We start from the raw sequence: 16,588 nt of genomic DNA on the forward strand, positions 1-16,588 counted from the left end.
CTTTATTTCAGGTTTCTGGTGACGAGTCTGAATTATTTTAGCTCGTTAAATGTTAAAACTGTCCTGTGGAAAGATTGTCTTCTGGGCATGAAGCTTACTTGCAACTATAAAATATCTTATGGGCTTTACCCTTTCGAGAAATTCATTTGTATCACAGCCATTTTTTCTGACAATCTCTTTCATATCATTAAGAAGACTATGGTCATTGCTTAAAATAGTAAAAACTTCGTCAATGTTGAGATTAAGCTGCTTTAAAATCTCCATCAGTTCATAAATAGTTATTTCTGATGAAATGTTCTGGTCAGGGTTTCCCCATATTCCATATTGATGTGTTCCATCGACTGTTTCGAAAGGAGGTCTTGTTATATTGAAAAGAAGATAAGCTATTTTGGAAAAATGCATCTTATTGGGAAGGCTTATTACTATTTTTCCGTCATCTTTCAAATACTCTATATGTCTAAGGAGTAAAGATTTTACGTTTTTTTCTTTGCCCAACCGGTCATTATAGATTATGCAATCAAATTTATTTTCTGCTGACTGGGTACTCAGAAGACTTTTTTCATCAGTTAAAACCGCGTCTAAGCGTCTTGTAGCATCGATTACACTTTCACTATCCGGGTTCAATCCAATTATTTCAGTATGAGAATCTGATTTAATCGCTGCACCCAAAGTTCCATTTTCACACCACACATCAAGAACTCTTTTATTTTTTTCATCTTTGCTCTTTAATATCTGAACTGTTTTTTCCCTTAGATTTCTTAAACGAACTCTTCTGTCAATGAGGGAGCTGTCAAGGTCTATTATCATCTTATAAAGAGCAATGAATATGTCTTTATCAACAGGAGAAAGAATTTTTTTCTCTGCAATTGTTTGAGGGGTTACCGTCTTCATACAGTACAAGCTATCATCCCATTTATCCCCATCTATATACCCGGCTTTAACAGAATCATCCCACAACCTTGTTTCAGGATAGGGAGTTGCAATATTTACTCCGATTTCAGTAAGCCCAACATTTTTTATGAAATTATATGTCATAAGAATATCGTCTTTGCTCTCGCAGGGAACTCCTAAAACAAAAGAGCCTAACACCTCAAATCCTTTATCAATCCCAAGTTTTACTGCTTTTATTATTTTCTCATGGGTAACCTTCCCGCATTTGAGATAATTTAACACCTCCGGAGACCCTGATTCCATACCAAAACTTATCCTAAAAACATTCATCTTTCTTAAAGCATCAGCTATATCAGAAGTGAATAGATTTACATTTGCAAGGCACTCGAAGCGGACCTTCTTATTCAGTCCTTCAGCACATATCCGCTCGCTTATTTCTATAGTCCTCTTCTTGTCAGCAATAAACAAATCATCATATATGAGCATATAATCTCTATTGTATGTTTCAACTATATGTTTTATCTCGCTTACCACTCTTTCGGGAGAAAAAAATCGAGGATATTTCCAGAGCGCCGACGGAGAACAAAAAACACATTTGTAAGGACAGCCCCTTGATGTCATTATATGGCCGGGGCCCTCAGCGTTAATTGAAAGTAAATCCCAGTCAGGAAACGGGATTTTATCCATAGGTTCTATCAGATCACGTTCTTTTGTTGTAATCGGTTTGCCATCTTTCCAGAAGACGATTCCATTTATTCCTTCATCTGCAAGCTTTCCTTTTGTTATGAAATTGCTGATAAGCTCTAAAATTGTTTCCTCACCTTCGCCTATTACACCAATATCTATCCATTCAGGAAGTTCCTGCGGAAGAAGTGTTATATGGTTGCCTCCAATTATGAGCGGTTTATTGAATTTATCTTTTATAAACTTTGCTTTTTTCACAACCTTGTTAAAGGTTTCTGTGGTAGAGGTGAAACCTATAATATCAGGATCTAATCTTGTGATATCATCAACAATTCCATCTCCCCAAAAAGACAAGCTTATTTCTATTCCAGGAAGGTATTTTTTTAGAAAAGAAGAGATATATCCAAGCCCGAGCTTTGGTCTCGAATTATTCATTTTTTCATCATTAACCAAATGTAGCCTCATATATGCTCCCCTGATAATTAAAAATTAGTTATAATTAAATTAATGTGGAAAATGTCGTAATTTTGGACACTTTACTTTATATATTCTCACATTTTATTTTATAACCTTTGAAAAAGTCCATTACTATCAAAAATAGTTAAAATATTTCAGATAAATAGACGCCAGCAGAATGACAAAGAGCTTGAGGGTTCTTGTAACTTAATTTTTATTCTAAGATGCTATCTTGAGATTGATTATGGCCAAAAAGTCCCATAATGTCGGATTTTAAGACATTTTTTATTTTTATAATTCAAAGAGTTAGCAACAACTGACAAAAGTGTCGGAAATTTGAACGCTTTATAAGCTTTAATTTAAAAAATAGACGAGAACAACAATATTTATAAAATAAATTTATATCTTTAATATCAATTAGTTATATGCTTAAAATTCTTTTATTAAATACTTGGCATCTATCTTGCTATTTAGACAAATGGAATATAATAAAAGTTGAGTAATTGAGTTATCTATCTGATGAAGGGAGAACAAAATGAAGATAAAGAAATGGGTAAGATTAATGGTATTAGGTTTATGTGTAATGACTTTGTCAACATTTGGAGTCATTTCAGGAGCAAATGCAACCCTGTGGACACTTACCGATACTAATTCAACAGTTACAATTGATTCCCAATCACAAACTGGAATGTCTAATTGGGTTGTTGATGGTATAGACAATCTATTTCAGCAGTGGTTCTGGTATGGAATAGGGACAGGACCTGAATTTTCAATAGATACTTTGACACTAACAAGCGAAACACTTTATTCTCCAAGCATTTTAGATTTGGTATATCAGAATAATTTGATTTCTGTAGATGTCATCTATTTTCTTACAGGCGGCTCTATCGGAAGCGGGAACTCTGATGTTGGAGAAACAATTGTAATAAAAAATTTAACTGAAACATCCCTCAATCTTCGTTTCTTTCAATATACAGATTTTGATTTAGGCGGCACTCCAAATGATGATACTGCGTACAGGTCAAATGCCAACACCATGCACCAGACAGATGGAAGTGGCTATACTTTTAGTGAAGTAGTAGGCGCACCAGCTGCTTCACATTATCAGGTTGACATATTTCCAACAACTCTGAATGCGTTGAATGATTTATTGCCAACAACCCTTTTAGATAATCCAGGTCCTGTTACCGGTGATGTAACATTTGCATGGCAATGGAACACGGTTATAAATCCAAGGGGATCTTTCATAATAAGCAAAGACAAACTAATAGACGTAAACCCTGTACCTGAACCAGCAACAATATTGCTTATTGGCGCAGGCTTGATGGGAGTTTATGCAGTATCAAGAAAAAGAGGGTAAGTAGTTCAATTTTTTGATATCTTATAATTTTTTTGAACAGGTGGGTGGGGATAATGAAGAGGGTTTTATATAAAGGTCAATTAGGTTTTGTGATATTAGCACTATTGGTGATTCTTACCATCACTTCAACGTCTAATGCAACAGTATGGACATTAATGAACAACAATTCTACGGTTCAGATTGACTCACAATCACAAAGCGGGATGTTCAATTGGAATGTAGATGGCGTAGACCATATGTTCCAGCAATGGTTCTGGTACAGGATAGGAACAAATCCAGAGAGCTCTATTGACACATTGACGCTTGGTAGCCAGACATTAATAGCTCCTAATATTCTCAAACTTTCATACAGCAATGCTAAGGTAGCTATCGATGTAACATATGTATTATCAGGCGGAACAACTGGAAGCAAAACATCAGATGTTGGAGAATCAATAAGAATTAAAAATAAAACCACATCTGCTCTGGATATGCACTTTTTCCAGTATACTGATTTTGATTTAGGTGGCACTCCAAATGATGATACGGCAGTTCGCAGTAACGCTAATACTATTCTGCAAACTGATGCAAATGGAACTTACTTTAGTGAAGTTGTTGCTACCCCCCAGGCAAATCACTATGAGATTGCCGAGTATCCGACAATTAAGAACTTGTTGAATGACACATATCCTTCCACCCTTAGTGACAATGGTGGTCCTGTTACAGGAAATGTATCATTTGCATGGGAATGGGATAGAGTGCTGTCAGCAGGTGGAACTCTATTAATAAGCAAAGATAAAATTATAGATGTAAATCCTGTTCCTGAGCCAGCAACAATTTTATTGATTGGCATCGGTTTAGTAGGCACATTTGCAATATCAAGACGCAAGCATTAATAAATCAAAAGATTAATTTCAAAAGACAGTTTGGAAATTTCAGACTGTCTTTTTTTTAATGTTCTGATATGAGTTTCGCTGACAAATTATTATGACAACAATAAGTTATTATTAAATATTCATAAGAAAAAAATTATGCCTCTTCCAAAATGCACTGAGAGCTGCAGCAATAAGAGCCTGAATCAAATATGTTATAGGGGAACTAAAAACTTTCCACAAGATTGCCCTACTTGTCAGGAACCTGAAATAATGGAAGCAGCGCTCACCAAGTATAAAAATGACGCCAAAGTGGAAAAGATCTTTCAGGCTGCTGCAAAAGTTGAAAGCCAGGGGTATTGCAAGTGGACAAGAGTGCAAGAGTCATTGGAGTTTGCAAAACTATATGGAGCCAGAAAAATTGGGATAGCTTCATGCGTTGGACTTATGACTGAAACATCTCTGCTTGCAGGACTATTTGAAAAGAACGGTTTTGAAGTCTTAAGTGCCTGTTGTAAAACCGGTTCCTTCGACAAGACAGAAGCGGGAATAGCAGAAAAAGATAAAATCAGGCCTTCACAATTCGAAGCAACCTGCAATCCAATTGCTCAGGCAGAACTCTGTAATAAATTCGAGACCGATTTTAACTTTCTTATGGGGCTATGCATAGGACATGATTCCCTCTTCATAATGCATTCAAAAGCTCCTGTATCCTACATAGTCGTAAAAGACAGGGTAACAGGTCATAATCCGGCGGCAGTTTTTCTCACAGCCGGAACCTATTACAGAAAACTCTTTGAAGGAAAGTAATTTCCAACCATAAAAATACGGACTATCAGGAATTTTCAGAATTGAGAATCCAAGGAAATAATGTTCTTTTTTCTTTTATCATCGCAATAAAAACATCAATTACTTTTTCTGAGCAGTTTTCGCGGTAAATTTCATATTGAAAACGTTTATCTGATTTCTTGATAAACCTAATCCCAAAAATTTTCCGTTTTTTGAAAAAAAGATTTAAGAAGAAAACACCTACTTCATATTCATTCAATTTTTTTTCAGAGAAAAGATAAGGCCTATTAACCTCAGGATTAATTGCAGAAACTATTTTTTTTATATCAGTATTTTCTAAAAGCTTACTGAAATTCAATAACCTCGCAAGATAAAAGAGCGTAAAAATATCTTTTCTCGAAAATTCCTCAGTTTCAATTGGGAATGCCGGACTTCTAAGCCTTAATAAGTCGGTTGATGAGTCAAATAACCCTTTTTTTGAATATTCATTAAAAAGAGGAGTTCCTATTACCGGATAAAAGATACTGGCACCAATAAGACATGGTATCTCTGCAAGAAATAAAAGATCATCAATCATCCCTTTAATAGTCTGCCCGGGAACTCCAAGGAAAACATATGCAGTCACTTTTAAGTTTGATTTGTATGCAAGATTTAATGCATTTAAAAAATCTTTTACCTTATCAATCCTTCCAAGCTTGGTTCTTATTGTTTCATCCTTGCTTGCAAATGTTAGATTTATATTTTCAAATCCTGCACGTTTCATTTTTTTCAGAATTGGCTCGCTCAAGACAGATGGAAAAATTCCATTCATGGCATATAGTCTTAATTTTCTTTCACCAACATTCTCTGTTATGAGGTCAAGCACCTCTTCAAAAACTTCCTGGTCATAACCCAAATTATCATCTTCAAAATCAAAAGCCTCTATTCCAAGTTCTTTTCTACAGTACATGATCTCATCTATTATTTTTTGAGGAGACCTTGTCCTTAAACTGCATCCCATAGCAATTTTTACAGAGCAAAAAGTGCAGGGAAAGGGACATCCTCTGCTCGTAAAAATCTTAGTTGAACGAGTTCTCCCGATTTTATAAGATTCTGTGTGCAAAATTTCCCTGTCTGGAAAGGGAAGCAGGTCCAGGTTATCAATCCAATTTACCTTGGGATTTATTTTTATTTGCCCATCAACCTTGTACCCTATACCGTCAATATTAGATATGCTGGATGGTTTTTCATTTTTTATAGCCTCCAACAACAAAGGAAGACTTTCTTCACCTTCACCTATTATCACATAATCAACATAAGGGTTTTTGAGCAGTTCAAAAGGCATAGAGCTTGCGTGAACTCCCCCCATTATGACGATATTTTTTTTGTCAGCCTTCTTAATTATTCCGGCAACCTTTAACGCTTCACCATGATAGGTTGAAAACATCGTTGAAATTCCAAAGATATGTGCCCCGCATTTCTTTATTTCATTTTCTATCTCTTCAAAAGAACGGCCAAAATGATAAAAATGCCCGAATAGTTTGAAGGGACTTAAATTGCCAGGGATGTAAAATTCTTTAAGGTATTGGAGCGATGATGGCAGTTCTATAGCATATTTTTTTGAACCAGCCTGGCAGTCAAGAATCTTCGCAGAAAAACCATTTTCTTTAAGGCTTGCAGCAAGGTATGCAAGACCGATTGGCTCAGTTCGCTGACAGGTCTGATAAAAGTCTTCAACTGGAGGTTGAATCAAAAGAATTTCCAATATATTTACCTTCCCTTACTTTGCAAAAAAAATATCCAATATAAAAACTGTCCTGCAAAGTTATAACCAAAGGAATATTAAAATGGTGTAGCAGAAAAAACCAACAGAGCAATTTTATTGCCGGGCAACCCGGAATCCTATTAGGTATAGCCTGAAAGCGGGAGCAAATCTGTAACGGTAAGAACACCGGAGATACCATGCTCTACTTGACCAGGATCCTCCGCGAAGAACTTTAACGCTTCCTGAAGATGGTCCATTAGGTTTTTCTTTGATATCGTTCTTATAATAATCGCCATCATACCAGTCTGAACACCACTCCCACACATTACCGTTCATATCATATAATCCCAGACTATTGGGCGGATAAGACTTGGCCGGAGCAGTATTGATGTACCTATCATTATGATTCTTGTCTGCCCATGTAAAACTTGTATTCGAATCTGCATAGTTGCAATTAGAGCCATCAGGCTCGCTATTGCCCCATGAGTACTTAATTTTCTTCCCGCCTTCCCTTGCCGCAAACTCCCATTCAGCCTCTGAAGGCAATCGATATTTTAACCCGCTCCTCTTTGAAAGCCATTCAGTAAAAGCCACTGCATCATTCCAGGATACTCCCACAACAGGATAATCATCGGATTGAGAAAAACCGGGTTTGTCCCAATATAACCCTATTTGCGAAATCCATAGTGAGCCGTTCCAGGCATACATGCCTTCTCCATTTTCTGCTTCTGTCATATAGCCAGTGGCTTTCACAAACTCCCTGAACTGACCCACTGTAACTTCTGATTCAGATAAATAGAAATCATCAACGCTGACTCTATGCACAGGTTTCTCATCTTCATCACCTTCATCAAAGGTATCTCCAATATCAAATTTTCCTCCTTTGATGAATATCATCTTCATCCCTGCAGATAATGTTTTGTCCTCCATTATCTCAGTTGGTTGCAGAGATACACTTTCTTTTCCATTTTTTTGTGTGAACATAGAACATCCAGCTTGTACTGACATAATACTAATAATCAAAAGGAATAAAAAAATGTTATTTTTTAAAAAGTGTTTCATGGAAAAATCCCTTATTTAAAAAAATCTATTTTGTATTATTTAATATTAACCTTCTTTGATACTCCTATGTTGTTGGACTCGTTTGACTCAATCACCGTATAATCTTTATCGCAAAATACTTTAAAATAGTATTTCCCCGGAGCCTTATTTGCATTCCATTTATATGTCACGGTCTGGCTTCCATTCTTATTTAATTTATTGATTTTTTTTGCTCCGAGAATTTCGTCTCCATCTACAGAAGCGTTCTTATTCACTGATAAATAGAAATTTATTTTTGAAGCATTACTCTTCGCTTTACCTTTATTTTGAACAGCTGCCTTAACACTTATCATCATTCCTTTTTTTATATTAAGTGGAGTCGAGCTAACTGATTTAACTATAAGGTCTGGCAGTTTCTTTACAACAGTTCCTGTCTGTGTAACATTTTTGGTAATTCCTTCTACTGTAATAATAGCGCTTCGTGGATTCGTGTCTGAATTTGCTGCGACTGTATAACTAATTACTGCGCTGCCGCTGCCGCTCACAGTTGGGGTTATTACAAGCCAATCTGAGTCGCTTAGGGCTGTCCAGTCGCATCCATCAGATGTTGTTATGCTTATAGTTCCGCTACCTCCAGAAGAATCAAAAGAGCTGTTTGGCAATAAAACAGAATAATTGCACACATTCCCTGAATACACGAAATTGGCGACCGTGCTTTTTGTGTTATTTATCGTGAGCGCATTGTATGCTGAATCCGGTTCATTTACATCTTTTCCTATTGGATAGCTTTCGTAGGTTACGAGCGGAGTGGAAAAATATGATATTGTCGGACCATCATAACTCATGATGGTTCCAAATACTTCGGCAACATCATAACCATAAGAATAATCATAAGCTCCCTGCCCATTTGCATGGTTCCTGTCATGATTGCACCCCATATTGTGACCAAGCTCGTGTGCTAATGTAATATCCTGACAATAATGCAAATCCGGTAAACTTCCTACTTCAACAACGGAGAAAGCACTATCTGCAAAGGTGTTATCAACTGTCTGCATCTGCCAGGCTAGACCGCAATAATCGTCATTGACGGTAAAAACCCTCAACAGTGACACCATATCAGCTTTATAATTGTTCCGTAACTCTCCTATCTGAGCATCATTAGTTATGTAAGACAATGCATTGTTAATTAGTATGTTTTCATCTACATTGAGATTATCGTAAAGTTCGGTATGCACAAGCCGCAGTTGTGTGTTTACACCGCTGTTTGTGTATGCTGTATTTGCAATATCAACTAAGTTCTGGATTAATGCATCAAGCCCTGAGCCATATGTGGTCTGCATCTGGGAAGTATAAAGGATAAGAACATCAATTAATGAACCGTCATCCTGATTTCCAGATGCTGAATTTTTTAATTTTCCGTTTTTTATATCCGGAATCTTAGCATGGTCATCAAATGGCATCATCTTTTCTGTATCATGTCTGACTACCAGATAGTCATTATTGTCCGGCAATATTGAATAGTAAATTCCATCAATATTTATATTTCCACACATTTTACCTTTTACAACTGTAACAACCACAGTGCTCAGTTCTTTTCCTTCAACATTGCCAGACCATGTATAATTATCACTACCTCTTACATCAATTTTATTTCTTTTCAATATAACTTTCTTATCAGGAAGTGTTGCATATAATCTCATGGTTGCTAGTTTTAAAGCGTTTGACGGGTCGATCAGTGAAAAATCCACAGTAATTTTTATTCTATCTATCAAGGGTGCGTTAAGTTTTCCTGCGGATTCAGCAACTATATTTTTCTGCAGAAAAAGTGAAGGCAGAGGTTCTTCTTTTTCTATCCCTGACCAGCTTATTTTTGAAGTAAATATTGAAATGAGAGCAATAAAAAATATTAGTCGTTTCATAACAAACTTTTTATATTCTTTTTAACGTTTATTTTATTAGATTTAACACCTTTTTACCAACTTTAAAAAGGTATAATTTTTTTAGTCAGAATAAAGATGTATCGCTGAGATAATCATTTCTTAAGGAAGTTCATTTTAACGCATATTATGTAGCAGAAAATTGTAACAGCTTATGGATTAGTTTAACAAATAAAAAGCATCGGTTAAAAGTCTATTATCTTTCATACATAAAACATGGACTAATGAACCGATGCTAATCTGAATTAACATTGTTCTTAGAAATATTATTTTATTTTCCTCCTTCCAATTGCTAAAAGCCCCAATAGTCCAGCACCCAAAAGCATCATTGTTGAAGGCTCCGGAACAGGCGGAGCAACTGTAAGACTAGTCCAATAGTTCCAGGGTTTAATTCCTCCAATAATTGGAACAGGCGGAAAATTATTCCAATTATTAAATCCTACTGCCAGTTCATCTGCCTGCAGAGATACAGCAATTGCCGGGTTAAAACCTGCAAAGGCAAAAGAAGTTGAACCCGACTGCGGAGCAAAAACTGCCGGGTTGATTACAACATTGTAGGGTACGCCAGGAGTAACCGGTCCGGCGCCTCCCACATTCCAATCCCAGGAAATCCAGCCGCCTAAGCCATCGTTTATGGTTAACGAAACACTTTGAACCCCAGCCGGAGCAATAACTGTTGTTGAAATGAGAGACCCGATCAGATTTGGATCTTCTGGGAAAGTGTACTGCCATGTAGCTACCTGTGAAAGCTCGCTCTCACTATTTCCCCAATACATTAAGAGACCATCTCCCAAACCGGATTCACTTCCAGCCGCTAAAAGTTCTGGCGGTACCTGAATAAAATCTTCACCTATAACACCATAATGAGCACCAAGTGCATCATAGTAAGTTGTTACAGATGCAATCCTGCCGTCAGCTAGTGCATTTTGCCAATCGCTTTGTGTTTTAAGTGAAACGAAAGAATCACTTGGATTGGCTTGTAGATATTGGGGGAATATTAATAGAAACGTTGATAACGCAACGAGTAAAACTACTACTGCAAGAGGTTTTCTATCTACCATCTTTCTCACCTCCTCTCGTGCATATATTTCGCATTGTAGAATATGCAATTTATATACCATAACATACCAATGTAATTATCTTACTGATATTTATACTTATACAAGTTGCGTTAATTTTTTAACGACATTTATAAGTCTATTTAATTTTTAACAAAGTGTTCGATTCTCCGACAAGTTGTCAGATGTGACAGTGGTTGAATGATAATTATTTTCAACAGATGTTTTTCGTTAAAATAAAGATGTTTAAAAATAGTGAACTAAAGTGGAATTTTTATCTGGCAACGCGGAATCCTATGTTGCTGTATCCTATGCCAGGCCTGTGCATGCCTCGGTATATACAACGGATTAACTCCGGCTTATTGAACCATGACCCCCCTCGAAGTACTCGCGATTTCCCGGATAGCGGCCCCTTCGGGTTGTCTTTAGTGCTGTTTTTATAATATTGTCTGCCATACCAATCAGAACACCACTCCCATAAATTACCGCTCATTTCATAGAGACCAAGACTGTTTGGCTTGTACGATTTAACAGGAGCTGTTATTTTATACCTGTCATTATGCTTCTTGTCGCTCCAGTCAAAATCAGTATTCGAATCAGCATAGTTGCAATTAGTACCATCAGGTTCACTATTACCCCACGAATATTTTATCTTCTTTCCGCCTTCTCTTGCTGCATATTCCCATTCAGCCTCTGTAGGCAGCCGGTATTTTTTCCCGGTTTTCTTTGTCAGCCAATCAACATAGGCAACCGCATCATTCCATGATATTCCAGCAACAGGATGACTTTCCGACTGTGAAAATCCGAGATTGTCCCAGTATGTCCCGTTTTTTTGTTCCCATACTGAACCGCCCCAAAATAACACTCCTCCGGTCTTCTCTGCTTCTGTTTTGTATCCTGTAGCCTTAGCAAACTCCCTGTACTGTCCCACGGTAACTTCTGTCTCTGATAAATAGAATGAATCAACCTTGATTGTATGTGCAGGTTTCTCATCTTCCCCGCCATTACCAAAAGTATCCCCCATATCAAATGTTCCTCCCTTGATGAGAACCATCTTCATCCCTGAAGGGAGTTGCCTTTCATCTGTGGACTTTGTTGTAACCTTGGGCTGCACTTTATCTTTTACCGTTGGTTGCACTTCAGGCTCAGGGACTTTTTCCTGCTCTTTAACCGTTGGTTGCGCTTCAGGTTCAGGTATTTTTTTTGGAGTAAACAAGGAACATCCACTTTGTACCAGAAGGATTGTAAAGATTAAAAGGCTGATGGTAAAACGATATCTAAATAAGTATTTCATGAGAACCTCTCTGAACTTAACTTATTTAGTCCTATATTATAGAAAAAATGTAAATGAAAAAATTTTTTGTAGTAAATATCTTAAGATATAGCTGTTGAAATGACGCAGATGGTAGCTGCCCTCTATCATCCGGCGGGATTCCCCCGCCGGTTTTATATAGATTCGGTTTTCAACTGGTAGTAACAGGAATTTATTTTACGGTTATTTTCTTTGATACAGCTATATTATTATCTTCATTGATTTCTGTAACTGTATTTTCATTGTCACAGAACGCCTTTATATAATACTTACCGGCTTTACTTTTTACCTTCCATTTAAATGAAATAATGGATTGATCCTCTTCATTTATGTCATTAACATTTTTTGTACCAATTTCAGTATCTCCCTCAACTGACTTATTCTTGTTTTTTGAAACATAGTACTTAATATTTGAATTGCTGATTATTCCTTCGCCAACATTACTGACGGTAGCGCTTACCTTTATTTTTTCCCCTCGTTTTATTTTGCTTGGAAGGTTAACCTTTGTAGCTTCCGCATCATAATCAGTGCCATCCTGGCTGACAGTAATAGTATTGGTCATCGCGGTTATGTTGCCTTCGCGCGATTCCACGCTAACATTCGGCATAACTTTAAAAACAAATTTTCCTTCTCCGATGCCACTGCTTCCGGATTTAATTGTTATCCAATCCACTGTACTTGTAACCATCCATTCACAAGTAGGATCAGTTATAATTGTATTGTTGCCTTTGCCTCCGCTATAGGGGAAAGAGTAAGTCGCTGCCTTCGAAAGCTCATATGTGCATTCTGGGGTGTAATCAGTAAGAGAATACGATGTAGGAAGGTTCATCATCTTTTTTTCAGAAACAAAACTTTTTACTGAATCAGATTCAGAACCGGAATTATTGCTACTAACTCGCTTGGCATTTGAATGATTAGTTCTGCCAGTTTTTAGCGCACTGAAAGATGCCATGGAAAAAAGGGCAATTAGAAAGAATGTACAAATGGTGAATATTATTTTATTTTTCCTGTAATTCATTATTTGATCCTTTGTAAAAGGGTAGTCTGTTGTCAATATCTATCGGTGTTTATTATTTATATTTTAAACTTAACATTTAAATCAATGCAACAAATTTTGTTGCAGAAGAATTTGAAAAAAATATAAAGTTCTTTTACTCCTCAATTCGCGATATCTTTTTTAAAGATTTTAGTGTCTGCTATTTATTTGCGGCTTATCTCAAACAGCGGCCAGCTGTATATTACAGCTATCGTTTAATGCAATAATTATGTAATGGGCAGTTAAATAAAGACGGAGACGACTCTTGGATTTAATAATAAGCAATTTGCGAATACCCGTTGAAAAAGACAGGGTGGATGAATATGTAAAAGCCGCTTCGCAAAAGCTGAACATCAGCAATGATAATATTCAATTGACCAAAATACTGAGCAAGTCACTTGATGTGAGCAGCAAAGAACAATTCTACTACGAAATCACAATAGTTGTAAGTATAGCCGGCAACTTCGACAACACGGAAAACTTCCCTGTATACACTGAAAAACCAAAGGAAGACAAAAAATCAAAAAACATCAAGGAGAGACCTCTCATTATAGGTTTCGGTCCTGCCGGCATGTTCGCTGCCCTTGAGCTTATTGATCATGGGATCAAGCCTATAATATTTGAAAGAGGCAAAAAGATAGAAGAACGTTCCATTGATATCCAAAGATTTATTCAGGCAAGAACGCTGGACACTGAATCAAATATCCAATTTGGTGAAGGCGGTGCCGGTTCATACTCCGACGGAAAGCTGTTTTCCAGGATAAATAATTCGCAATATGCAGAGAGAGTGCTGGATACTTTCATTACATTTGGTGCACCTCATGAAATAGGGTACATCAGCAAACCCCATCTGGGAACGGACGTGTTGTGCAGTATAGTCAAAAATATAAGGGGCTATATCCTCGAAAGAGGAGGAGAGATACATTACAGTTCAAAAATGACGGATGTGCTTATATCAGACGGCAAGGCCGCAGGAGTAATAATAAATGGGAATATAGAATATCGTTCTTCAATTATCTATCTTGCGCCGGGAAATTCTGCGCGTGATACATTTGAGATGATCCGCAATAAAGGTATTGCTGTTGAGCAAAAATCGATCTTTGTCGGTGTGAGAATAGAGCATCCTGCCAAAACAATTAATCTTATTAGATATGGAGATAAATATAAGGACTTCCCAGGCATAGGGGCTGCCAATTATTCTCTCACCTATACTGATCGAAAAATAAGAAGGGGAGTCTATACCTTCTGCATGTGCCCCGGAGGTGAGGTAATAAATGCTTCATCTGAAGAAGGCCTGCTGGTTGTAAACGGCATGAGCTATTCGGGCAGGTCATCAGCATTCTCAAATTCAGCGATCGTCGTAACCTGCCATACGGATGATTATGGATCACCTGATCCATTGGCCGGCATTGAGTTCCAAAAGAAGATAGAGCGAAAGGCCTTTGATGGCGGTGGTGGAAGATGGAATGTCCCTGCGCAGAATCTGGTGGATTTTTTATCCGGGAGTGTCTCAATTGACTTAAACGAAAATTCTTACAAGATGGGAACCACATCTGTTAATATGTATGAGATTTTTCCACCATTTGTTTACAGGATGCTTTTGTCCGCGTTCAATAAATGGAAAGAGGATTATCCATTGTTTGTTTCAGATCATGCGATATTGTTAGGCGCAGAAACAAGAACTTCCTCTCCTGTAAGAATTATTCGCAATGAAAAATATGAGTCGGTAAATATTAAAAACCTGTATCCCATAGGCGAAGGTTCAGGCTATGCAGGCGGTATAACGAGTTCGGCCGCCGATGCAATAAAGGCTGTGGAGTGCAGTCTAAAATAAAATGAAGACATCTACGTTATTTGGTATTAAACTTAAATTTCATATTTAACTTAAAGGAGGAAAATCATGGCTAAAGGTCAAAATGCAAGAAAAGATGTAAAAAAGAAACCTGTAAAAACATTGAAAGAAAAACGGCTTGCCAAAAAAGCTAAAAAAGGAAGCAAATAATTTCATTTAACAATTCGGTCAGGCAAACCAGCTTTTGAGTCAACAGCACATGTCCCTGCCTCAGGAGCTTTATCTATTGCGCATGTACCTCCCGAGGATGGAATTTCCATTGCACAGGTACCTCCATCTGTCTGGGGAGATATGTCAAACCTGTTGTATGGGAGTTTTAATAAAAGTGCTGCCATACCGCATTTGTTTGTAATGCCTGCAAAGATAAGTCCGCCGCCGACAAAAAGGCTTCCAAGGGCCAACCATTGGTTGACGAACAAGGCTAACAAAGAAAAAATAAAAACCAGAGTCCCTGCAACAAAACGGACCTGTCTTTCAACTGACCATTTTACCTTGCTTTTGATTAGTGGATAGCCTGACTTTTCAAGTGCAGTGATTCCCCCCTCTATGAGAGAGACATTGCTGAAGCCTGCCTGTAAAAGGGCTTGTGCTGCTATTGTGGCACGGTTTCCTGTCTTGCAAAGCGTGGTTATTTCACCATCAATATTTTTTAATTCTGAAATGCGTGAAGGTAATTCATTCAGGGGAATGTGTACTGCGTTCGCAGTTTTCACCTCGCCAAGCTCCGAGTCACTGCGTACATCGAGTATGGTAATCTTCTCTTTGCCTTTTATTCTGTCTGTCAAATCTTTGGAAGTGATTTTTTTTAAAGGGCCGGCTGTGCCATCCTGATTGGCTTTAACAATGTAATCCATGTTTGCAGGCTTTGGAATATTCATGGCACGCATATCTGCTGTAAACTTGTTGCGGTCAGCATAATTCAGGAAAGAATTATTTTGTTTTTCAAAACCGATTGTGGATTTAAAGTTTCCCTTATAATCATGTCCAGGGTAAATCTCTGTTTCTTCAGAAAACGAAGCAAGTCTTTTAAGGCTGTCAAAAGCTAATCCCGGGTCGCCGTTCTGAAAATCCGTTCTGCCAATACTGTTTATAAGCAAAGTGTCAGCGGTCATGAGTTTTTTCTCATAAAGAAGACAGATTATTTCATCTGTATGCCCGGGAGTATATAATACCTTAACTATCACATCATCAAATCTAATCTCTGAGCCGTCCTTTAGACGTTCAGTTGCAACATCTGATACTGATTTTTCATGCATGAGAACAGGAATATTGAATCTCTTTTTTAATATTGCTGCAGCAGAGAGATGGTCAGCGTGAGTATGTGTATCGATGATATTCGAAAGCGATATATTGTTCTTTTTAAGATAATCGAGATAGGTGTCAACAAGTCCAAAATGTGGATCAATTAAAAGAGCTTTTCTTTCTTTAGAAATGATCAAATATGAAAAGCAACTTCCATGCTTAAATTGTTTAAAATTTTCCATAACCCTTTCTCCCTTCTTCTCTCAATTTATTTAAAAAAAACATAATTTCAACAAATAGCAGGAGTCTTGTCTTGAATTATCAGGTTTCCCACC

12 protein-coding genes are annotated in these 16,588 nt (G+C 37.2%); 4 read left to right on the forward strand and 8 right to left on the reverse strand.

What is annotated here, in order from left to right:
• Positions 1-45 precede the first annotated feature (45 nt).
• Positions 46-2,010, reverse strand: a complete 1,965-nt coding sequence (locus tag HZA77_03935; GenBank protein ID MBI5374561.1) for a radical SAM protein — start codon at positions 2,008-2,010, stop codon at positions 46-48.
• 556 nt (positions 2,011-2,566) lie between these two features.
• On the opposite strand from HZA77_03935, the gene HZA77_03940 reads away from it, so the two are divergent.
• The 3 genes from HZA77_03940 to HZA77_03950 all read left to right on the forward strand — a co-directional run bounded on the left by HZA77_03940 (position 2,567) and on the right by HZA77_03950 (position 5,052).
• The gene (locus HZA77_03940; protein MBI5374562.1) at positions 2,567-3,391 is read left to right on the forward strand and encodes a PEP-CTERM sorting domain-containing protein; all 825 of its coding nucleotides are present in this window, start codon (positions 2,567-2,569) and stop codon (positions 3,389-3,391) included.
• Between the two features lie 89 nt (positions 3,392-3,480).
• Positions 3,481-4,266: a PEP-CTERM sorting domain-containing protein gene (locus tag HZA77_03945; GenBank protein MBI5374563.1), complete on the forward strand. Its 786-nt coding sequence runs from the start codon at positions 3,481-3,483 to the stop codon at positions 4,264-4,266.
• A 135-nt stretch (positions 4,267-4,401) separates the two neighbouring features.
• On the forward strand, positions 4,402-5,052 hold the full coding sequence (locus HZA77_03950) for a DUF1847 domain-containing protein (protein MBI5374564.1): 651 nt from the start codon (positions 4,402-4,404) through the stop codon (positions 5,050-5,052).
• A gap of 25 nt (positions 5,053-5,077) precedes the next feature.
• On the opposite strand, the gene HZA77_03955 is transcribed toward HZA77_03950, so the two are convergent.
• The 6 genes from HZA77_03955 to HZA77_03980 form a co-directional block, all read right to left on the reverse strand.
• Positions 5,078-6,775, reverse strand: coding sequence for a cobalamin B12-binding domain-containing protein (locus HZA77_03955; GenBank protein ID MBI5374565.1), 1,698 nt, complete (start codon positions 6,773-6,775; stop codon positions 5,078-5,080).
• Positions 6,776-6,889: 114 nt separating this feature from the next.
• A complete protein-coding gene (locus HZA77_03960) occupies positions 6,890-7,759 on the reverse strand; it encodes a formylglycine-generating enzyme family protein (protein MBI5374566.1) in 870 nt (289 codons plus the stop codon).
• Positions 7,760-7,872: 113 nt separating this feature from the next.
• Complete coding sequence (locus tag HZA77_03965) at positions 7,873-9,735, reverse strand: hypothetical protein (protein ID MBI5374567.1); 1,863 nt, start codon at positions 9,733-9,735, stop codon at positions 7,873-7,875.
• Between the two features lie 284 nt (positions 9,736-10,019).
• The gene (locus tag HZA77_03970; protein ID MBI5374568.1) at positions 10,020-10,814 is read right to left on the reverse strand and encodes a PEP-CTERM sorting domain-containing protein; all 795 of its coding nucleotides are present in this window, start codon (positions 10,812-10,814) and stop codon (positions 10,020-10,022) included.
• A 271-nt stretch (positions 10,815-11,085) separates the two neighbouring features.
• Positions 11,086-12,105 (reverse strand): SUMF1/EgtB/PvdO family nonheme iron enzyme, encoded by a 1,020-nt coding sequence (locus HZA77_03975; protein ID MBI5374569.1) that lies wholly within the window; start codon positions 12,103-12,105, stop codon positions 11,086-11,088.
• A 190-nt stretch (positions 12,106-12,295) separates the two neighbouring features.
• Entirely contained in the window at positions 12,296-13,141 is an 846-nt protein-coding gene (locus HZA77_03980; protein ID MBI5374570.1) for a hypothetical protein, read from the reverse strand.
• Positions 13,142-13,424: 283 nt separating this feature from the next.
• Here HZA77_03980 and HZA77_03985 point away from each other — a divergent pair, with 283 nt between their 5' ends.
• Positions 13,425-14,993 carry a dehydrogenase gene (locus HZA77_03985; GenBank protein MBI5374571.1) on the forward strand — a complete coding sequence of 523 codons (1,569 nt, stop codon included), beginning with the start codon at positions 13,425-13,427 and terminating at the stop codon, positions 14,991-14,993.
• Positions 14,994-15,163: 170 nt separating this feature from the next.
• Here HZA77_03985 and HZA77_03990 read toward each other — a convergent pair whose 3' ends face one another.
• On the reverse strand, positions 15,164-16,495 hold the full coding sequence (locus tag HZA77_03990; GenBank protein ID MBI5374572.1) for an MBL fold metallo-hydrolase: 1,332 nt from the start codon (positions 16,493-16,495) through the stop codon (positions 15,164-15,166).
• Between the last annotated feature and the right edge of the window lie 93 nt (positions 16,496-16,588).

Source organism: Candidatus Schekmanbacteria bacterium, from assembly GCA_016219965.1.
Classification (GTDB): domain Bacteria; phylum Schekmanbacteria; class GWA2-38-11; order GWA2-38-11; family J061; genus JACRJM01.

Excerpts from the sequence above, each read along its gene's own strand:
- HZA77_03935 (MBI5374561.1), bottom strand. The coding sequence starts at position 2,010 with ATGAATAATTCGAGACCAAAGCTCGGGCTTGGATATATCTCTTCTTTT.
- HZA77_03940 (MBI5374562.1), top strand. The coding sequence starts at position 2,567 with ATGAAGATAAAGAAATGGGTAAGATTAATGGTATTAGGTTTATGTGTA.
- HZA77_03950 (MBI5374564.1), top strand. The coding sequence starts at position 4,402 with ATGCCTCTTCCAAAATGCACTGAGAGCTGCAGCAATAAGAGCCTGAAT.
- HZA77_03960 (MBI5374566.1), bottom strand. The coding sequence starts at position 7,759 with ATGTTCACACAAAAAAATGGAAAAGAAAGTGTATCTCTGCAACCAACT.
- HZA77_03965 (MBI5374567.1), bottom strand. The coding sequence starts at position 9,735 with ATGAAACGACTAATATTTTTTATTGCTCTCATTTCAATATTTACTTCA.
- HZA77_03970 (MBI5374568.1), bottom strand. The coding sequence starts at position 10,814 with ATGGTAGATAGAAAACCTCTTGCAGTAGTAGTTTTACTCGTTGCGTTA.
- HZA77_03975 (MBI5374569.1), bottom strand. The coding sequence starts at position 12,105 with ATGAAATACTTATTTAGATATCGTTTTACCATCAGCCTTTTAATCTTT.
- HZA77_03980 (MBI5374570.1), bottom strand. The coding sequence starts at position 13,141 with ATGAATTACAGGAAAAATAAAATAATATTCACCATTTGTACATTCTTT.
- HZA77_03990 (MBI5374572.1), bottom strand. The coding sequence starts at position 16,495 with ATGGAAAATTTTAAACAATTTAAGCATGGAAGTTGCTTTTCATATTTG.